Genomic DNA, 18,559 nt, shown 5'->3' on the forward strand with positions numbered 1-18,559 from the left:
GTTCAACCACGGCAAGCAATGGCGCGGGTTCGCCACCCGCTACGACAAACTCGGCATCGTCTACCGCGGGGCCGCGGTCCTGAACGCGATCATCAGATGGCTCCAACGGTTACGAGACACGCCCTAGCCCACCTCCTGCAACACCAGGGCAGGGAGTCCCTGGACCACGGACGCCCTTTGCACAACCCAGGTGACGACCGGACTCCCCGGTCGCACCACCTGGAGGAGCAATCATGTCCGAATCACCTTTGCCGGACCTCACACACGACGCGAAGGGCATCCCCCTTCCCCCGGGCCACCTGAGTCGCCGGAACCGCTGGTCGCTGTGCCTGGCTGGCCTGTTCGACCGCACGCACTACCGCAAGACCGCCGAGGGCGAGGCCACCCACTTCACCCTACGCCTCGGGGCCCAGACGCAGGCGGGTCTCACCCGCGTCGCCCAGTGGGAGACCGAGCGCCACAAGGCGCTCTCCATCCGCGAGGCCCAGGCGCTCCGCGTCCTCGAGACCCCCATCCCGAACGTCGCGGCAACCCGCCCCGTCAGCGAACTCGACGGACTGGACCGTCGTGGCCGCTTGGGTTGGGCGGCCGACAACCGCGTGGCCGCAACGGCAACGGCCCAACGGCATGCCCAGCAGATGGCCCGCACCGCCGCGGAGCAGGATCTCGTCGTCGTCCGCGAAGAGCTGGAGCACCTGGGCCACGAGGCGGAGGGGGCCCGCGCCCGCTGGCGGGCCGACCTTCACGAGCGTTGCATGTTCTACGCCCGCTTCCGCAGCCGACGCATCACCGCCGCCCAGCTCTACGACGCGATCCTCCGCGACCTCTGAACCGACCCCAGGAAGGGACACCGCCATGAAGAACCTGCTTCGCACCCTCACTGTCACTCTCGTCGGGCTGCTCGCACTGACCTCCGCGGCTTGCACAGCGCACTCGCCCACCACGGGAACCTGCGCCTTGGATTCCTCGACCATCGCATCGGTCGCCCTCGTCCAGGGCAATCGCGCCGGAACGCTCCAGGCCGACAGCCGGAGCCTGAAGTGCTACCTCGCCGATCCCTCCGACAGGCCGGTGCACTCGGTCGTCGTGGTCTCGGACGGCTCCGGCTGGCCACCGATCTGGGACCAGAGGTGGGCACCCAACCCGGACCACCCCCGGGACGAGCGTGACGCCCTGATCGACTACGTCAACGGGCTCGACGCTGCCCTCGCAAGCCCGGCGACCCGCCCTGAGGCGAACACCCTAGAGGCGATCCTCGTCGCCGCCCGCTCGATCGTCGGCGACGAGGGGCGCAAGGTCCTCCTCGTCAACGACAACCTGTTGCAGACGGCGGGGCTCCTGCCCTTCCAGGAGGGCTACCTGTACGCCGACCCAGCCGAGATCACCGACGCTCTCGCCCCCACCCTGGATGCGGCCGAGGCCGACCTGACCGGCATCGAGGTGGTTCTCTTGGCAGCCGGTACTGCAGCAGGCGAGCAGCAGGAGCTCGACTCCGTCCTCCGTGCCCAACTGGTTCGCATCTGGAGCCACGTCCTCGCGTCCCGGGGGGCCGTCGTCACCGAGACACGCGGCGTCCAGTTGCGCGCCTTCACTGCGGCCGACCTCCCGTCGGTGACCGCAGTTCCCCTCCGCGAGCAGGAGGCGATCCACGTAACCTCTCGATGCACCACAGTGCTCAGCCAGAACCGCGTCGGCTTCGTCCCGGACTCCACGGAGTTCCTCGACCCCAGCGGCGCCCGCGCCACGATCGCCTCCGTTGCAGCGGAGCTCGCCTCGTGCGCAGGCACGGTCTCGGTGACCGGAACCACGGCGTCCGGCGGCGACGAGCCCTACCGGGCGCGCCTCTCCGAGGGCAGGGCGCAGGCTGTCCGGGCCGAGTTGGCGGCCGCCATGGGCGTCCCCGAATCGACCATCGAAGCGGTGGGGGTCGGCATGAACTCGGAGTACTACGTGCCCGACCGTTCTCCGAGCGGTGAGCTCGACCCCATCAAGGCCCAGGCCAACCGCCTGGTGATCATCCAGGTCACTCCCCGCTGACCACGGACGCCATTGGCACGAGTCGGGTGGGCGGCAACCGCCGCCCACCCGACCAACACACCTCACACAGAAGGAACCACCATGATCACGACTGAATCCACCTCACCGATCACCGGCTTCGACGTGCACGGAGCCCAGGGCCCCACGATCCCCGGCGAGCCGTCCCTCGCGGCGCGCAAGGCACTGGCCCAGCAGGAGGCCGAGCGCGACGCCGCCAACCACGTCGATGACTCCTACAGCATCGCCGCCCGCGGCGGGCTCCTCCTCGGCCAGGTGACCATCGACCGCGAGACCGGCCAGTTGCAGGAACGCGCGCGCATCGCGAAGCGGGACGCACTGCTGACCAACGAGCAGCACATCGAACGCGCCCGGGCCGAGGGCGTCGACGGCGTCAGCATCGAAGAGTTGGAACGGCAGCTTGGGTCGGCCATGGCACGGCGGGGGGAGGCGATCGGGGCGCGCCAGCGCTCGGTGGACATTCTCACCGGGGCCAAGCCCGACCCCTGGGGGAGGGTACTGACCGGAACCGTCCCGGATGAGACGAGCGCCTGGCGCTTCCTGGCGGGCTCCGCCGCGCTCACCGCCTTCCTCAGCCTGCTGGAGGCCGTGCCGGGCTTCTTCACCGCCCGGCTCCTCCTGAACACCTCGGACGTCGTCGCCGTCACGGCGATGGGGCTGTTGCTGGCCACCGCGCTCTTCCTCATTCCTATCACGATCGGGGAGACGCTCAAGGGCAAGGCCGACCCCCAGGAGGAGCCCACGCGGGCGCAGTCGATCCGGCGCATCCTGCTGGTCGGTGGACTCGGAGCGATCTGGCTCTGGCTGGTCATGATCCTGGGAATGTCCCGTGGTGACGCCACGAGCGCAGTCCGTGACGCAGGCCAGATCGGCTTCGGCCTGTCGACCCAGATGTTGGTGGCCACCTTCCTCCTGGTCGGCGCGGCCCTGATGTGGCTCCACGCGTCGGGGAACCCGCACCGCACCAAGGTGGTGCAGTACAACGGGATCATCGCGCGGCTGGACAAGGTGATCGAGAAGCTGCGCGGCCGGATCACACGCAGCAAGGCACTGGTCGCCATGCAGGAGTTGCAGCGCGACGCCACCGACGACCTGTACGACCACCACATCGACCGCGTCCTGCCGGCACAGGGCGAGGAGGTCAAGGACGTCTACCGCCGCGAGTACGTGCGACTGGTGGGAGACACCGCAGTCACCGACGCCGTCATGCAGCCCTGGGTGCCCGAGGCGGGCGACCCCAAGACCGACGACTCCCCCGAGCCAGGCACCTTCGGGCCCGGCAGTGTCGAGGGACGGTGACGCACGATGAGGTTCTGGACCTGGTTCCGACGCCGCGACACCGACCCGTTCCCCACGTGCGCCTCCTGTGCGACACCCTTGGTCGTCTGCCCGGACTGCGCCGGTGACTGGCGAGGGCGCCACTGCAGCTGCGGCCTCGGCCACCTGTGCCCGCTGCACGGCCGGCACCACCGGTGAACGACACCACGGAAGCCGTTGGCAGAACAGCCATGACACACCCGAGGAGGTGAGAATCCCATGAGTGCACCACGTTGCGTGGTCTGCGGCGGCAACGGCATCTGCCCGAGCTGCCGCGGGAACAAGTTCACTACGCGCTGCGTCTGCGACAGCGGTCGCTGCATGCGCTGCCACGGCAAGGGCATCGACCCGTCCTACTGTTGACCGATCCGCCCAGACACAACCCACCACAGAGGAGGTGAGACATGCTCAACCAGCCCCTGCGCGGGACCGACCTGGAAGCCGATGACTGGCCCGAGGGCACCTTCCACAACTGACCTCACCACGCGTCGGCCACTCGGCCGACGCGTGCCTTAACCAGCCGTTCCGACCCGATCGGCGCCGACCCAGCCCGCCCGCCATCGCGGCACCCTAAGCTGATCCCGACTGAGGGGGGAACCGCGTGGAACGGCACGAACACTCGTTGATGCGCCTGGTCGGCCCGGAGACGACAGGGACGCTTCCCTCGATGGTCTCGGCGGTCCTGGCGGATGCAGGGATTGCGACCTCCTCCTGGGCCTCCGTTCGCGGGTGGCACCTGGTCGACCTGGACGTGGCATGGGTCACCAGCCTTTCGTGTGAACTCTCCCACCGGAGCACTGGCCTGGGGCGTCTGGAGATCCACCTACCCTGGCTGCTGGACGCCCGTGCCCGCACCGATGCTCCTCCGGATGTCGGCGCCGGACGTCATGAGGGACTCTGGTTCGGGGGGCCGCGCGTCCCCCTCACCCAACTGCGGGACACACCCGGCGTGCGGGTACGTTGGCGCTCACCGCAGGCGTCACTGGATCCCGACGAGGCGACGAGCGCCCTGCGTGCCACTGTGTCGGTCACCCCAGACGCCGGTGGGGGACTCTTCTTCAACGACACCCGCAGCGGTCGAGCCGTGGTGAGACGCGTCTGGGAGCGCACCTTCCACACGCTGCGTCGGGCGCAGCCCGAAGCGCATTGGGTCGTGACCCCAGCCGGCTTGTTCTCGGCCGAGACTGTCGCTGCCCTGCGCGAGACCTTGCCGGATGCCTTCGCCCCGGGGGACACCCCCGATGTGGACGCGTTGACGGCGATCGTCCGGGCGGCCATCGACACTGATCGGCAAAGGCGAGAGACCCACGGGATGGAAGCTTTCGCCGACGCCACCAAGTTTGCTCCGGGAACATCGGGTCTGCGCGCCTACGGTGACCTGCTCGGCGAGGCTGTCGCCACGACCCTCCAACGACAACTCAGGCGCGCCCAGTGGATGGTGACCTCCGGACGCCGCTCCGACAAGGATGGGTGGCTCGGCCCGTGGCTGTCCCGGCGCATCGCCCACCGGGTCAATGTCCTCTTGTCAGGACGCCACGCCATCACGCTGCCCGACCAATCACAGAACACGCTGGCCCTCGCGGAGACCGGACGTCAGGTGACCGTGTTCGGACCCCACGGACTGCGTCCCCCCGTCCGCGGGAGCCTCGACTTCCGCGACCTGCACCCGGGGTGGCGCGGGGTCCTGTGCCCGGTCCACACCCCGGAGTCGGAGCATATCTCGCTCATCCGCCACCTCGCGCTCGCCGACACCACGGATGACGTCGGCCTCGATTCATGGCGTGACCTGAGCTGGAGCGCTGCCCTCATCCCCTACCTGAACCACGACGAACAGGCTCGGGCGATCCTAGCAGCGAAGAACCTCAAGCAGTGCGTCCCCCTCATCTCCCCCGACATCCCCCGGGTCCGGACCGGCGTCGAGTCGCTCCTCGCCGAACGCCACGGGGTCACCCGGGCGTCGGCGCGAGGGGTCGTGGCCCGCGTCGAATCCGGCGCGATCACCATCCGCACCGGCAGGAACCCTTCCGGGGACCGCCATCCCGTCGGACCAGCCGCACCGGGTGGAGCCACCGGCGCCGACTGGCTCACCTGCGTCGCTCCCAGCGAGCAGGTGGCCCGCGGCGAGGTCCTGGCACACGCGCCGGACGTGCGGCTCGACGAGGACGGCCAACCCCACTGGGCTCCGGGCGTCGACCTGATGGTTGCCGTCACGCCATGGCACGGCCGCAACTACGAGGACGCGATCGTAGTGAGCGCTTCCGCGGCAAGACGGTTGCGGCACCGGGAGCGGACCGCGGCGTCCGAGGACCTGTGGCCGGGGGAATGGGCGGATCCGACAATGACCCCGGAGCGGACCGCGTCCGGGAGGCTCCCGGACGTCTACACCGGCGAAGTGATCGCCACCATCAGGGACGCCTCGGGGTCACGGCTGCGCCGCTTCCGCGCACCCGCAAGTGGGACGCTCACCTCACTCGACATCGACCCGGTGAGGCAGCGGATCACGGCGTCCATCGAACGGACCGTCGCCGTCGAGGTGGGTGACAAGCTCACCAATCGACACGGCGGCAAGGGCGTCGTCGCGCAGATTGTCCCCGACCAAGATATGCCACGCCTGCCGGACGGGACCGTGGTGGACGCGATCATCAGCCCAGCAGGCATCGTCCGACGCCTGAACATCGGGCAGGTCTACGAGATGGCGGCTGGCCTCCTGTCACTCCTGGACGGCACCGACCACGTCATCGCCGGGCGCACGGTGGCGGACCGTGCGGAACTGGCCTCTGGGCTGGCCGCACATGGGGCGTCCGGCGGACGTCTCCCGCTGCACGACGCCGAGGACGGCGTCTTGTTCGACGGGAGCCCGGTGCTGGTCGGCCCCCAACACTTCCTCAAGCTTCACCACTTCGCCGAGCAAAAGCTGTCCGTGCGAGCGGGGGGAGCCGTGTCACCGGTGACCGGCCAACCGACCCGCGGCACCACCTATCGGGACGGCGAACGGGTGGGCTCGGGCCAGCGCCTCGGCGAGATGGAGTTGTGGGCCCTCCAGGCCATGGGGGCCAAACACCTGCTCGCCGACGCCCTCCACGAGCGCGGCGGGGCCACCGGGCCGGTGCGCCCCGTACTGACCAGCGTGGTGAACCACCTCGCGGCGACCGGACTCCTGGTGGCCCCGGGCGACGAACTCGGTCCGGACGAACCCGATCCCGGCTGGCCCGAGCCGCAGGCACTGGCCTCCGCCGAGGCGTTCCACGTGATCCCGAGCCGGTGGCGGTTCCTCCGTCCGATGGCCCCCGAAGACTTTGTCCCGGACGCGGCGGACCCTGAGGCCCACCCCCTCCACGGCGCCCGGTTCTGCCCACCCGAGGACGACATGCGGGTCACCCGCTGCTTCCAACTCCCCGTGGCCTTCGCGGCGGGGGGCCGCATTGACCAAGGCCCAGTCGCCGTCCATCCACCGGGGGCAGCCACGTCCACCTGGGTGCGGGGGGACGCGCTGGACGCCCTCGTGCGCATGAGCGGGTGTGTCGCCTCAGTCCACGCACGGGCCATGTTCGAGGGCGCTGAAGGAACCCCTGCCCTGGCGGACTTGTGGCTGGCCACTGCGTCGCGGTGGCTTCCACGACTTCTCGGCGGTGCGCACGCGCCAGCGTGGGAGGATGTCGAGCAACTCCTCCGGGAGCCGACCCCGGCAGATCGCCAGTGGGCCGTTGAGGCGACTCGCCTCCTCCCGCTCCTGGATCGTTGGACCGACCGCCTGCCGATCCTGCCGCCCGGGTTGAGGCCCCAGGGACGCGACCGGCTGGACGTGCTTTATCTGCGGCTCGCGGACGCCCTCGGTCTCTCGAGCAGGGGCGTCGACGACCAGCACGCCCTCCGTCTGGTGCACACGATCATCGGCGTCGACCGGACATCCGCCGCGTTGATGTCCCCGCGGGTCAGGGCCCAGTTGGAACCGCGGTCCGTGCTCGCCCGCCTCACGGGGAAGTCCGGCTTGCTTCGGGAAGCGCTCCTGGGGACGTCCACCTTTTATTCCGGCCGTGGGGTCATCGTGCCGGACCCGGATCGACATCCCGGGACCGTCGGTCTCCCCTGGCGACTCCATGCGGCCCTGTGTTCAAACAGCGACCCGGAGGACCCCACGTCAGGCACCGTGTTCATCGTGCGCCAACCGACCCTCCGACCGGCGAACATCGCCGCCCTGACAGCCGAGCCGGTTTCGGGACACTCGATCCACCTCCACCCCAACCTGTGCGAGGCCTTGGCCGGTGACTTCGATGGAGACACCGTGGCCGTGCACCGACCACAGTCGGCGGTCGCCCGGGCCGAGGCCCAGCACCTGTTCGGGTCATCCGCCAGCCTGCGCAACCCAGCATCCGGGGGGTTCCTGGCCAAGACCGACCTGGACCTCGCCCTCGGCCAGCAGATCCTCACCGACCAGCGCACGGATGGGACGACCGCGACCTTCCTGGAGGGACTCGACGGCTTGGATGCTGACGAGGCTGTCGGCCGCTTGGCTGCGCTCCAACGGGAGCGCTGGGAGGCAGCCACGGGATGGAGCCTCGGATTCGTGGACCTACCGTCGCTCGGACACCTCGCACCGCTCGAGGGGAGCGAACTGGACGATGCGCTCTCAACGGCGCTCGGGGGCACTGCACTCGGAACGTTGCACCGTGCAGGGGCAGCGGGCAAGACTGCCGCACTCCGCCAGTTGCTCGTGGGCCGTGGCGTGCACCGTGGCTTCAACGCGCTGCTGCCCGACACGGACATCGCCGGGTGCTTCATCGACGGGTTGGATGACACCGAGTGGTTCCTCGGTGCCCGGGCCGGGGCCGCACGCCTGGCGGAGAAGAAGCTGTTGACCCCGCACGCCGGGGGCTTCACCAAACTCCTGGCCGAGATCGCGTACGAGGTGGAGGTCGGGCAGAACGACTGTGAGACTCCGGCCGAGCCTCGTTCCCCCCTGACCTGCGCCGACTCGATGCCCTGTGCCGCGTGTGTCGGACGGCTGCCGCACGGGGTGGTGCCGCAGCCCGGGCTGCGCATCGGCCTGCTGGCCGCGATGCTCGTCGGGGAGCGCTCCACCCAGCTGGCGATGAAGACATTCCATGCCGGCGCCAGCGGGGCCGTGGACCTCACCACGTTGCGTTCGCTGTTCGGGCAGGGCCCCGCGCCTCTGTTCGCGAAACTCCTCCAGACGGCGGGGGTCGACGGTGAACCCACCCTCTCGGGCTGGTTGGACGCCGCCTCGCGCCTCCCCCAGCCCCATGACGGCGGCGTCGGAGCACACCTCCACCCCGTGTCCGCAGCCATCGAGGCCGGGTTCAATGGTGCCGTCGCCCGCGTCTGGATCGACATCCTGCTGAAGCAACTGTTCGAGGTCTGGCGCCGGGGCGCAGGCTCCGGTGGGCTCGCCCGCACGGCGAAGCTGCACGGGCGAGATCCACTCGCCGTGTCCACGATCCACGGGGCAGCACCGGCGGGGGCCGTCCCCGACGAACTGCTGCAACACCATCGCATCACTTTGCTGGCGGGAAGGCGGCAGGCATGACGATCGGGCCACGACGCCGCAGAAGGGTCGGTACCGGTGTCAGCATCCTCACCATCAACCAGAAGGACACCACCTCGAGGGCCTTCCGTGCCGGCCGCGCCGCGCTGCAGGGCCTGCTCAACGAGTCCCACGACGAGGAGAGCCCTTGGGAGGAGGAACTGGACCCCCATCAGGACGACGGCTGGGCCGATGCGGAACTCCCCGAACTCGGATTCGCCGATGACCTCGACCTCGACGACCCCGCTCGCGACATCCCCCTCCGCCCGTCCCCGGCTCTGGCGAAGATCCGGTGGTGGGTGGTCGACCCCGAAGCGGGGGACGAAGCGCAGGCTCCGGTGCTGTGGGCCGTGCGCGGGCCCGGGGTTGGTTCGTCCGTTCCGGCCGTGACCCTGGCCCTGCACGAGGAGCGCCTGGCCGCGCTCGCCGAGGTGATCGCGCGCGACCATGCGGATGCGGTCCGCGCTTCGACCCTGTGGGACGCGCTCCTGGCCTTCCGTCGCACCACAGCCGACGAGCTGTACAAGAGGATGGACCAGCGCCTGCCGTCCGTGTCGGACAACCTGACCCGGCTCGCGGGAACCGTTCTCCACTTCCCGTGGGGCATGACAACGCTTGGGACTCTCACGAAGCTGTCGCAGAAGGGCGCCGAGCTGCCCCTCATCGAGCCGATCCTGGACCTCGCCGGGGCCTTGGGCGACCTAGACCACCCCGAGCGGCGCGAGCAGACCCGGACGAAGGCCACGAACGTCGAGATCAAGGCCATCCGCTTGCAGATCGCAACGCAGCACGGGTGTCGGGAGGACACGCTGTTGAGGCAACAGCAAGGCCTCATCGACATCCTGAACAACCCGGCCCGCGTCCTGGCGGAACGTGCGTGTCAGCCCCAGCGGAACTGGGGCCTGATCGCTGCACGCCTTGGCGAACGGGTCACCGAACGACTGGCAGTCATGGCCGTGGCTGGCGCCTTCGATCAAGAGCTGATGCCCCTCCTGCGCCGACAACTCGACAAGGAGTCCGCATGGTGAAGACCGCCATGGTGGTGGGCTCGGTCCCTCCTGTGGTCACGCAGGTCCTCACCGATGCGGGATACCGGGTTCGCTTCGCCACGCTCACCGATGAACCCGACACGGCGGCGGACCTGGCCGTCGTCCACGAATCGGCCGGGGGCGGCACGGACGAGGAGGCCATGCAGGCGTGGCTCAGCGCCCTCCGCGAAGATGACGTGACCACCCTCTTCCAGACCGAGCGGTTCACCGATGACACCATCGTGAGACGACTCCTGGTGCACCAGATCACCCATTGGGTCGAGGGGCCTGACCCCACGGGCGCGCAGGTGGCGGCCCAGGTCGCCCTCGCAGAGGGCCACCCCCTGGGGGTGATCGGGACCGGCGACCTCACCCTGGGCGACTACTACACGAGCGAAACCGGTCAGAGCGGCCACGACGCGTACGAGGGCCGCCGCAAGCTCTCGATGGTCTCCTCCAGCCTGCAGGAGCTCGTGAACGACATCAACTACGCCGTGCAGCGCATGGCGGGAACCTCCGAGGGCGAACCTTGGCCGGCCCCACCGTGGGACCCGTTCGAGCGGGAACCCTCCCGCCTGGACAAGTCGAAGGCCAACGATTGGAAGCTCAAGCGGGGGAACACCCGACCGCGGCTCTCGGACTTGTACTCTCTCCCCTCCGACCTGGATGCACGCCGCATCCTCGGCGCGACCGCTGAGGCACTCGCCAAGGCTCGCCAGACCCACGTCCAGGCCACGATGGCCCTCATCCGTGGAGAGAGTGGGAGTGGGAAGACACTCGCCGCGAGCCTCATGTGGAAGGGCTTCGCTGCGCTCACGGAATGGGCTGGTGACGACCACCGGAAGATGCCGTTCGTGAAGGTCAACTGCGGCGGTATGACCGCGGAGAACTTCGACCACTTCATGGTCGGTGCCGGGCCCGGGCAGTTCACCGACGTGGCGTGCCGCGTGGGGCACTTCGGCAGGGCCGACTACGGCGTGCTCTTCCTCGACGAACTCGGGGACATGGATCCCTCCGCCCAGTCCCGTTTCAAGCCGTTGCTCGACGACCTGATCATCGAACCACCCGGCCTGTTCGCGTACCCCCTCCATACGCGCGTCATCGCTGCGACCAATGTCGACCTGGAGTCTGCGGATCGTGGTTTCCAGCACGACCTGCTCCGCCGCTTCAACATCCAGCTCAGGGTGCCGGGCATCAACGAGCGTACCGACAGCGAGAAGCTGTTTCAGATCGACTTCGTCGCCCAGTTGCCGACGGTCAACCCCCGCGAGATCGACGGCCTCGCGGTGCGGGTCATCGATGCTGATGTCGTGGACGCACTGCTCGTCCACGACTGGGCACACGGGAACTTCCGCGAGCTCCAGGAGGTAGTCCAGGGTGCCGTCACCTCTGCGCAGAAGCGCAAGTCCCGGCGCGTCCAGATGCGCGACCTCGCGTTCGCGCCCAAGAGCATCCCCGGTGACGAGCGTGTCGTCAACGTGGCAGACGACGCTGTGGGCAAGGGTCTCAAACCCATCCGGGTCCGGCATCGCGGCGACCTCGTGCGGGCGTCCCAACTCCTGGGCCAACCCGTGTACCGGCTACCAGATCGCTCCGAGATCGTGGTTACCGATGGGTACCGGCTGGTGGTCGATCCGGCGGACGAAAACACTCTCTCGGCTGGTTAAGCGTGGGTGGGGCCACCCACAAGGGCGGCCCCACCGGGGGACATCAGGGGGCGCTTACCGCACCGGGGTCCCATGGTCCACGGCTCAGCGACTGGCTGGTGAGGTGCCAACCATCACAGAAGCGGCATCGGTAGAAGCGCTGCTCCCGACGCCACCTTCGCCCAGCAGCGCGTTCCCACCGCGCGACATCGAGCGCGTCCCGGGCCTGCGAACGGTCCCGGAAGCGCCGCTTCCCGCACACCTCGCAGAGCACGCGCTCGTGCCTGTAGACCAACCCTTGGCCTCGCGGACGCCTCTGTTTCCCCCGGGCCAGGCCCAGGGCCACCACCGAGAAGCGTCCCATCATGACCTCCCGAGTGGCCCAAAGGTGCCGGTCCTGATGTACCCGACGGTGCTCTCGGCCCACATGCGCATCACCTTGATCAAGCCCCCCACGTCCGTTGTCTCGGGGGTCCAGCAGATGTACTGGCCGTGCTGGTCGGTCAGGCGGTGCGTCTGCCCCGCGGCGGTGGGTCGCGTCCCGTAGCCGGGCTGACGGCGGATGTAGGCGCGGTAGACCCCCGAGGGGAGACGAACTGGGACGAACTCGAAGAGGTGTCCGTCACCCGCCTTGTACTTGACCCACCGGTTCGCGGGGAGTTGTTCGCGCGCCGGGTCGAACGCGGTCACGCTGAACTCCTTCGCGACGTGCCGGTGGGTCGAGGGCACCCGATCAGAGATGTATACCATCACCATTTCTCCCTTTTGAGAGCCAACAGGTCGCCGGTTCCGCCGCATTCCGGGCAGTCCGCCTTCGGTGTGACGGGCAGCCAGAGCGTCGTGTCCAGGGCCAACGAGGGGCGCAATTCCTCAGGGATGCGCTCCTCGAAGCGTCGAAACGCCCCGAACCCGATCGTCTCCTCGACGTCGGCGCGCAGCTTGACGACTGCGGTCGGAGTGCTCGCCAGCGCGAGCAACTGGTCATCCGCCGCCTGCAACAGCAGGAGGCTGAGTCGGGTCTTGAGCGCGTTGATCCGGGAGGTCGCCCAGATCTCGGCCCCTTCACTGGTCACCGAGTTCGCCCCACCTCGCTCGTAGTGCGCGTAGCGGGGGCCCACCCAACACCGGTGACAGGCCAGCGTGATGCCAGGAGCGACGAAGGCCACGGCCCCGGCGGCTGCGCCATGGAACAGGTCCGCAAAGACCGCCGGCAGGCCCGTCTTGAGCCCGACGTGCCCCATGAAGGCGTTGGCCGCGTGGTTGTCGGTCCAGGCCCCCAACAAGGTGCGTGCCGGACGCCGCCCAGCGAGTTCGCCGCCCAAGAGGGTCGCGCGGGTCACCGGTTCGGCGAGGACGTCCTCGATCCGCCCCGGGATGGCTACCACGAGCGCGTCGGGATTGATGTCCCGGATGGCCTCAGCCGCGGCGATCGCCTTGCCCAGGCCCAGCTCCGACCTGCGGACGTGCTGGGTGGCGAGGTTGGTCGCCTGATAGCTGTCGGGATCAACGAGGACGAACTGGCCGACTCCGGCGCGAGCCAGGTCCTCCAGCGCCGATCGTGCTCCACCCACTCCGGCCGCCACGACGCGGGCATCCCGGAGCCGAGCGACGTCCAACGTCCCGGCCACCCGGTCCAGCCAGGCTGTGTCGTCCTCCGTCACGACGGTGCCACCGGTCCGGACCACGTCCGCCAAGGTGCCTTCGGCTCCCTCGACGCGGCGGGCCAGCCACCAGTGCACCGAGAAGGATTTCGTGTCGGGCACGGTCTGCAAGATCGGCAGCCACAACTGGTCGATCTTCTTAAAGGCCATCAGTCGGTTCGCGTACTCGCGGTCTGGTCCGGACGGACGTGTGTTGCCCGCGGGGTGGGAGTGAGCGAACCCGACGAACTGCAGTCCCTGCCGACGTGAGGCCCACCGGTCGATGGCCTTCACGAAGGCAAGGTCGGGGGTGTAGGTCGAACCCGTCCGCCTCGACCCGGCGTCGAAAGCCGCCATGGTGATGACGCCGGAGTCGTCCGCGAACAGGACCGCGCCAGACTCGGCACGCTGGAGACCGATTGTGGCGTGCAGCGTGGCCATGGCGGCGGGGCTGATTCGGGCGTCCTCGGCGCTTCGCGGTCGCACGGGTGAAGACTTCAGGGATCTTTTGGCGAGCATGTTTTCCTTCCACGGGCCCCGGTCGGGGCCGCCACCGGAACTGTGCAAAGGGCATCCGCGGTCGCCATTTGCATAGGAGGACTTGGCACCATTCATCGAAAGGAATCGCCGTGATCGAACTGTTCAGCCAACTCTCCCGACCCGACGGGCTCCGCGCACTGGTCCCGCCCCGCGGCCGACAGCGCCGCTTCAAGCGCCCGGGGGGCATGGGCCTCTCGTATCCCGAGGGCAGCGCTCCGCCCAACGGGCCGGTCATCGTCTCCCACCGCTCCACGGGAGGGGTGGCGATCCACGTCGCGCCGGCGGAGAACCCTCGGCTGGCCGGACTGGTGGGCCAGCTGTTCAGCTCAGGGACGATCGTCCTGACGGGGCCGGAGGCACTGGCAGCCTTGGCCCGCGAGGTTGAGGAGCAGTGGCGCGCGGTGCCCGCAGAGGAGGCCCCCTCGATCGATCCTGCCGAGGTTGCCGCCCTGCGCTCCCCGGCCCCGGCTCCCACCGCGGAGCGCCTGGTGCGATCCCTCACCCGGCGCATCGTCGGCCAGGAGCAGGCGCTCACGCGCCTCGCCGGAGGAACAGCCCGCCACCTGCGCAAGCACAGGCCAACGGCTCCCTACTCGGCGCTGCTCATCGGGCCGACAGGGGTGGGGAAGTCCGAGACCGTGCTGCAACTAGCCGCAGCCCTCGCGGAGACGGAGCCACAGCGTGGCTGGTCGCCCCTCATCATCGACGGCGGCGAGATCACCGGGGAGGACCAACTGAATCGCATCCTGGGTGCGGCCCCGGGCTTCGTGGGTCACGACGAGGGCTCACCCCTAGCGAACGCGCTCGCGAGCGGGCCGGCAGTCATCATGTTCGACGAGATCGAGAAGGCCCACCCATCTCTGATGAACCGCGTGCTGCTGGGGCTGCTCGACCGGGGGCGGGTGTCGATACCGAACCCACAGCGCGGTCAGTCACGCACACTCGACGCCTCCGGGAGCATCGTGCTGTTCACCTCGAACCTCGCGATCGACGACCTGCCGGCCAACGCGGCGGAGGAGGACCTTCGCCAGCACCTGCGGCGACACGGTCTTCGCCCGGAGTTGGTCGGACGCCTCAGCGACATTGTCCAGTTCGGCGCGCTGGACGGTGCAGCCGAGGTGCAGGCTGCCTGCCTGGCCGTCACGCGCGTGCTGGAGGAGTACGGCCTGTCAGCGGCCAGCATCTCCCCGAGGTTCGTCGCCTCCTGCCTCAACGCACACGACGAGCGCAGCGGCGTGCGGGGCATTCGGGTGCTAGTCGAGCGCAGGCTCCACGTGTCGCTCGAGGGGCTGCTCGACGCCGGCCACCGAGGGGGCGTGCACGTGACCGACGACCCGGACGCCCCACTCGTGGCTTCGTGAGGCTTGCCTCAGGCGTCGAGGTCCTTCTCGATGAGCGCCGCGATGGCCTCGACGGCTTCGGCGTTGTCGGAGGTCACGACGACCTCCGCGCCCCTCTCGGCACCCAGGGTCATGATCATCAGGCTGGACGCCGCGTCGACACCCTCGTCGTCGTCGCCACCGACGAGCGTGAGGAGGATCTCGTCGTCGTAGGCCTCGGCGGCCTCGGCGATGATCGCGGCGGGACGGGCGTGCAGGCCGACGGCCGACCCGACGATGACGGTCTTGCTTGCCATGTGTTTTCTCCTTTGTGGTGTGAGCCGTCAGGCGTTGACGGCGGCCTTGTTACCGAAGAACTGCTTCGCTGCGATCACAGCCACCGCACCGACGATCATGCCCGCAACGATAGCGATGATGAAGCCGAGCAGGTTCTGGATGGCGAACGCGACGAAGATGCCGCCGTGCGGGGCGCGGCTGCCGACGCCCAGGGCCATCGACAGCGCACCGGTGACCGCGCCACCGAGCATCATGCTGGGGATGACCCGCAGCGGGTCGGCCGCCGCGAACGGGATGGCGCCCTCGGAGAAGAAGGCGGCGCCCAGCAGCCACGCGGTGCGGCCGTTCTCGACCTCGCCCTTGCTGAACAGCTTCTTGCGCAGGGTGGTGGCGAGCGCCATGGCGAGCGGGGGCACCATGCCGGCGGCCATGACCGCGGCCATCACCATGAAGGATGCCTCGGTCTGGGCCGACAGCCCGGCGGTGGCGAACAGGTAGGCCGCCTTGTTGACGGGGCCACCCAGGTCGAAGCACATCATCAGGCCGAGCACGACGCCGAGCAGCACCACGGAGCCGCCGGTCATGCCGCCGAGGCCGTCGTAGAGCGCCGTCGTGAGCGCGGCGAGGGGCTTGCCGAGCAGCATGTACATCAGCGCGCCGGTGAGGAAGGTGACCACGAGCGGGATGATCGCGACGGGCATGAGGCCGGCGAGCCAACGCGGCACGGAGAAGGTGGTCAGCCACAGGGCGAGCAGGCCCGCCACGATGCCGGTGACCAGGCCACCGAGGAAGCCGGCACCCAGTGCCACGGAGATGGCGCCACCGACGAAACCGGGGGCGATGCCCGGTCGGCCCGCCAGCGAGTAGGCGATGTAGCCCGATAGCGCCGGCACGAGGAAGCCGAACGCGGCCCCACCGATGAGGAACATGATCGATCCCAGCCACGTCAGGAGCCCCACCCCGGGGCCCATGGCGTAGGCGAGCTGGCCGTAACTGCCCGCCGCCGCGCAGGTGGCGGCGTCAGCGCCGCCCGCCCACGCGGGCAGGTTGGCGCAGTCGGGGGCCAGTGCGACGTCGTACCCGGCGAACAGGAAACCCAGGGCGATCAGGAGTCCGCCGGCGGCCACGAAGGGCAGCATGTAGGACACGCCGGTCATCAGCGCCTGCTGGATCCGCTTGCCCCAGCCGAGCTGGCTGCCGCCCGCGGCGTCCGGCGACGCCGTGGACGCCGTGCCCGAGACGCGGTGGGCGTTGGGGTTGGTGGAGGCGGCGACGGCCTCCTCGACCATCTTCTTCGGCTCGTTGATCGCCCGCTTCACGCCGGACTCGATGACCGGCAGGCCGGCGAAGCGCTCCGGTTCCTTCACGCCGACGTCCGTGGCGAAGATCGCGGCCACGGCGTTGCGGATCGTGTCGGCGGGCAGCGGCGTGACGCCGCCCGAGCCCTGCGTCTCGACCTGCACGTCGTAGCCCAGCTCCTCGCCGGCGGCGACGAGCGAATCGGCGGCCATGTAGGTGTGCGCGATGCCGGTCGGGCACGCGGTCACGGCCACCAGCACGGGCCGGGTCGCCGACTCGGACGCCGCGGGTGCGGCTGCTGCGGTGGCGACGGTCGCGGTGGCAGCGGGTGCCGAGGCGTCCGCTGCGGGCTTCGCCGGCGGGTTCACCACGGCGTCCACGAGGGCCACGACCTCCTCGCGGCTGCCGGCCGAACGCAGGGAGGCCAGGAAGTCCTTCTTGACCAGGGCGCGGGCGAGCTTCGTGAGCAGCTTGAGGTGGTCGGCGTCGCCGTCGGCGGCCGCTGCGATCAGGAACACGAGGTCGGCCGGTCCGTCCTTGGCGCCGAAGTCGACCGGGTTCGAGAGCCGGGCGAAGGCCAGAGAGGCCTGGGACACCGCCGCCGAGCGGCAGTGCGGGATGGCGAAGCCGCCGGGCAGGCCGGTGGCGGCCTTGCCCTCGCGGTCGAGGGCGTCGGCGGTCAGGCCGGCGGCGTCGGCGCGACCGGCGGCCTCGACGATGCGGGCGAGCGAGGCGATGACCTCGTCCTTGGTCGAGCCCAGGTCGGCGTCGAGGGCGACCAGCTCGTTGGTGATGAGTTGCATGGTGGGTCTCCCGATGAGATGGGTCAGGGGATCTCGACGACCTGGCAGCCTTCGGCGGGCAGGTCGCGAGGGATGGGAAGGGTGGTGCCGGGGAGGGACGCTGCGGCCGACCCGTGGGCGACCGCGGCGGCGAGGCACTCGGCGGGGGATCCCCCGCCGACGGCGGCGAGGATGAATCCGGCGACCGAGGAGTCGCCGGCGCCCACGGTGGACCGGACGACGACGGCGGGCGCCCGGGTGTACCAGGCCCCCTCGGCCGTGGCGAGCACGGCACCCGAACCGCCGAGGGTCACGAGCACGTTGGCGATGCCACGGGCCCGGAGGGCGTGCGCCGCGGCGACGATGTCGGCCACGTCCCCGCGTGCGGCGGCCGCCTCGAAGGCGGCCGCGTCCCCGCCCGTGAGCTGGGCGAGTTCGTCGGAGTTGGGCTTGATCAGGTCGAACGCCGCGTCGGGCAGGGCTGCGAGCACGGCATCCAGCGCCGCGTCGGAGGTGTCGATCGCGACCTTGCAGCCGAGTCGGGTGAGCCGACGGGTGAGGTGGGCGTACCAGTCGTCGGGGGCCCCGGGGGGAAGGGACCCCGACAGGGCCACCCAGGCGGCACCCTCGGCCTCGCCGAGGAGGGTGGACGCGGCGGCCTCGAGGTCGTCGGGCGTCAGGGTCGGGCCGGGCTCGTTGACCTTGGTGGTCGTGCCCGACGGCTCGGTGATGGTGGTGTTGGTGCGGGACCGGTGGGCACCGTCGGCGGCGGCCACGGCCATGGCGGAGGGGAGGTCGGCGAACAGCATCGTCTGGTAGGCGTCGTCGGTGAACGGAAGCACCGCCACGGTCTCGATGCCGGCTGCGGCGAGGACCCGGGCGACATTGATGCCCTTGCCTGCCGCCTGTTCGGTCGCTGACGCCGCGCGCTGCACCTCGCCACGGGCCAGGGGCCCGTCGAGGAGCACCGTGCGATCGGTGCTGGGGTTGGCGGTGAAGGTGACGACCCGGCCCTGCGTCGTGCTGTCCATGTCCCCTCCTGTGGGGTTGCGTTGTTGTATTTATACCTGTGTTTACGTGGGTCTTGCAAGTGG

At 69.8% G+C, this 18,559-nt stretch carries 12 protein-coding genes; 7 read left to right on the forward strand and 5 right to left on the reverse strand.

The features are described 5' to 3' along the window. Nucleotides 1-233: 233 nt before the first annotated feature. The 6 genes from H5397_RS14910 (at nucleotide 234) to H5397_RS14935 (ending at nucleotide 11,609) form a co-directional block, all read left to right on the forward strand. Entirely contained in the window at nucleotides 234-830 is a 597-nt protein-coding gene (locus H5397_RS14910) for a hypothetical protein (RefSeq protein ID WP_182818391.1), read from the forward strand. A 25-nt stretch (nucleotides 831-855) separates the two neighbouring features. Beyond that, nucleotides 856-2,037 (forward strand): OmpA family protein, encoded by a 1,182-nt coding sequence (locus H5397_RS14915; RefSeq protein ID WP_182818393.1) that lies wholly within the window; start codon nucleotides 856-858, stop codon nucleotides 2,035-2,037. A gap of 81 nt (nucleotides 2,038-2,118) precedes the next feature. Further along, nucleotides 2,119-3,354: a hypothetical protein gene (locus H5397_RS14920; protein WP_182818394.1), complete on the forward strand. Its 1,236-nt coding sequence runs from the start codon at nucleotides 2,119-2,121 to the stop codon at nucleotides 3,352-3,354. 1,171 nt (nucleotides 3,355-4,525) lie between these two features. Further along, nucleotides 4,526-8,917: a hypothetical protein gene (locus H5397_RS14925; protein ID WP_182818396.1), complete on the forward strand. Its 4,392-nt coding sequence runs from the start codon at nucleotides 4,526-4,528 to the stop codon at nucleotides 8,915-8,917. Further along, the gene (locus H5397_RS14930; protein ID WP_182818397.1) at nucleotides 8,914-9,942 is read left to right on the forward strand and encodes a hypothetical protein; all 1,029 of its coding nucleotides are present in this window, start codon (nucleotides 8,914-8,916) and stop codon (nucleotides 9,940-9,942) included. The genes H5397_RS14925 and H5397_RS14930 overlap by 4 nt, the downstream gene beginning before the upstream one ends. Next, nucleotides 9,936-11,609, forward strand: a complete 1,674-nt coding sequence (locus H5397_RS14935; protein ID WP_182818399.1) for a sigma 54-interacting transcriptional regulator — start codon at nucleotides 9,936-9,938, stop codon at nucleotides 11,607-11,609. The genes H5397_RS14930 and H5397_RS14935 overlap by 7 nt, the downstream gene beginning before the upstream one ends. Nucleotides 11,610-11,951: 342 nt before the next feature. Here the strand turns inward: H5397_RS14935 and H5397_RS14940 are convergent, their stop codons facing one another. Both H5397_RS14940 and H5397_RS14945 read right to left on the reverse strand, forming a co-directional pair. Further along, the gene (locus tag H5397_RS14940) at nucleotides 11,952-12,278 is read right to left on the reverse strand and encodes a hypothetical protein (RefSeq protein WP_182818400.1); all 327 of its coding nucleotides are present in this window, start codon (nucleotides 12,276-12,278) and stop codon (nucleotides 11,952-11,954) included. A 59-nt stretch (nucleotides 12,279-12,337) separates the two neighbouring features. Further along, a complete protein-coding gene (locus H5397_RS14945) occupies nucleotides 12,338-13,669 on the reverse strand; it encodes a ThiF family adenylyltransferase (protein ID WP_182818402.1) in 1,332 nt (443 codons plus the stop codon). A gap of 188 nt (nucleotides 13,670-13,857) precedes the next feature. Here H5397_RS14945 and H5397_RS14950 point away from each other — a divergent pair, with 188 nt between their 5' ends. Beyond that, entirely contained in the window at nucleotides 13,858-15,129 is a 1,272-nt protein-coding gene (locus H5397_RS14950) for an AAA family ATPase (protein ID WP_182818403.1), read from the forward strand. An 8-nt stretch (nucleotides 15,130-15,137) separates the two neighbouring features. Here the strand turns inward: H5397_RS14950 and H5397_RS14955 are convergent, their stop codons facing one another. From H5397_RS14955 to H5397_RS14965, 3 genes are read right to left on the reverse strand one after another with little or no spacing between them, the layout of a single operon-like run. Next, nucleotides 15,138-15,404: an HPr family phosphocarrier protein gene (locus tag H5397_RS14955; protein ID WP_182818405.1), complete on the reverse strand. Its 267-nt coding sequence runs from the start codon at nucleotides 15,402-15,404 to the stop codon at nucleotides 15,138-15,140. A gap of 27 nt (nucleotides 15,405-15,431) precedes the next feature. Next, a complete protein-coding gene (locus H5397_RS14960; protein ID WP_182818406.1) occupies nucleotides 15,432-17,486 on the reverse strand; it encodes a fructose-specific PTS transporter subunit EIIC in 2,055 nt (684 codons plus the stop codon). Nucleotides 17,487-17,509: 23 nt separating this feature from the next. Beyond that, a complete protein-coding gene (locus tag H5397_RS14965; protein WP_182818408.1) occupies nucleotides 17,510-18,496 on the reverse strand; it encodes a 1-phosphofructokinase family hexose kinase in 987 nt (328 codons plus the stop codon). Nucleotides 18,497-18,559 lie beyond the last annotated feature (63 nt).

Source organism: Propioniciclava sp. MC1683 (genome assembly GCF_014164675.1).
In the GTDB taxonomy this organism is placed as follows: domain Bacteria; phylum Actinomycetota; class Actinomycetes; order Propionibacteriales; family Propionibacteriaceae; genus Propioniciclava.

Coding starts and splice junctions, on each gene's coding strand:
- H5397_RS14910 (WP_182818391.1), top strand. CDS start 234: ATGTCCGAATCACCTTTGCCGGACCTCACACACGACGCGAAGGGCATC.
- H5397_RS14915 (WP_182818393.1), top strand. CDS start 856: ATGAAGAACCTGCTTCGCACCCTCACTGTCACTCTCGTCGGGCTGCTC.
- H5397_RS14920 (WP_182818394.1), top strand. CDS start 2,119: ATGATCACGACTGAATCCACCTCACCGATCACCGGCTTCGACGTGCAC.
- H5397_RS14930 (WP_182818397.1), top strand. CDS start 8,914: ATGACGATCGGGCCACGACGCCGCAGAAGGGTCGGTACCGGTGTCAGC.
- H5397_RS14935 (WP_182818399.1), top strand. CDS start 9,936: ATGGTGAAGACCGCCATGGTGGTGGGCTCGGTCCCTCCTGTGGTCACG.
- H5397_RS14945 (WP_182818402.1), bottom strand. CDS start 13,669: ATGGCCACGCTGCACGCCACAATCGGTCTCCAGCGTGCCGAGTCTGGC.
- H5397_RS14955 (WP_182818405.1), bottom strand. CDS start 15,404: ATGGCAAGCAAGACCGTCATCGTCGGGTCGGCCGTCGGCCTGCACGCC.
- H5397_RS14960 (WP_182818406.1), bottom strand. CDS start 17,486: ATGCAACTCATCACCAACGAGCTGGTCGCCCTCGACGCCGACCTGGGC.
- H5397_RS14965 (WP_182818408.1), bottom strand. CDS start 18,496: ATGGACAGCACGACGCAGGGCCGGGTCGTCACCTTCACCGCCAACCCC.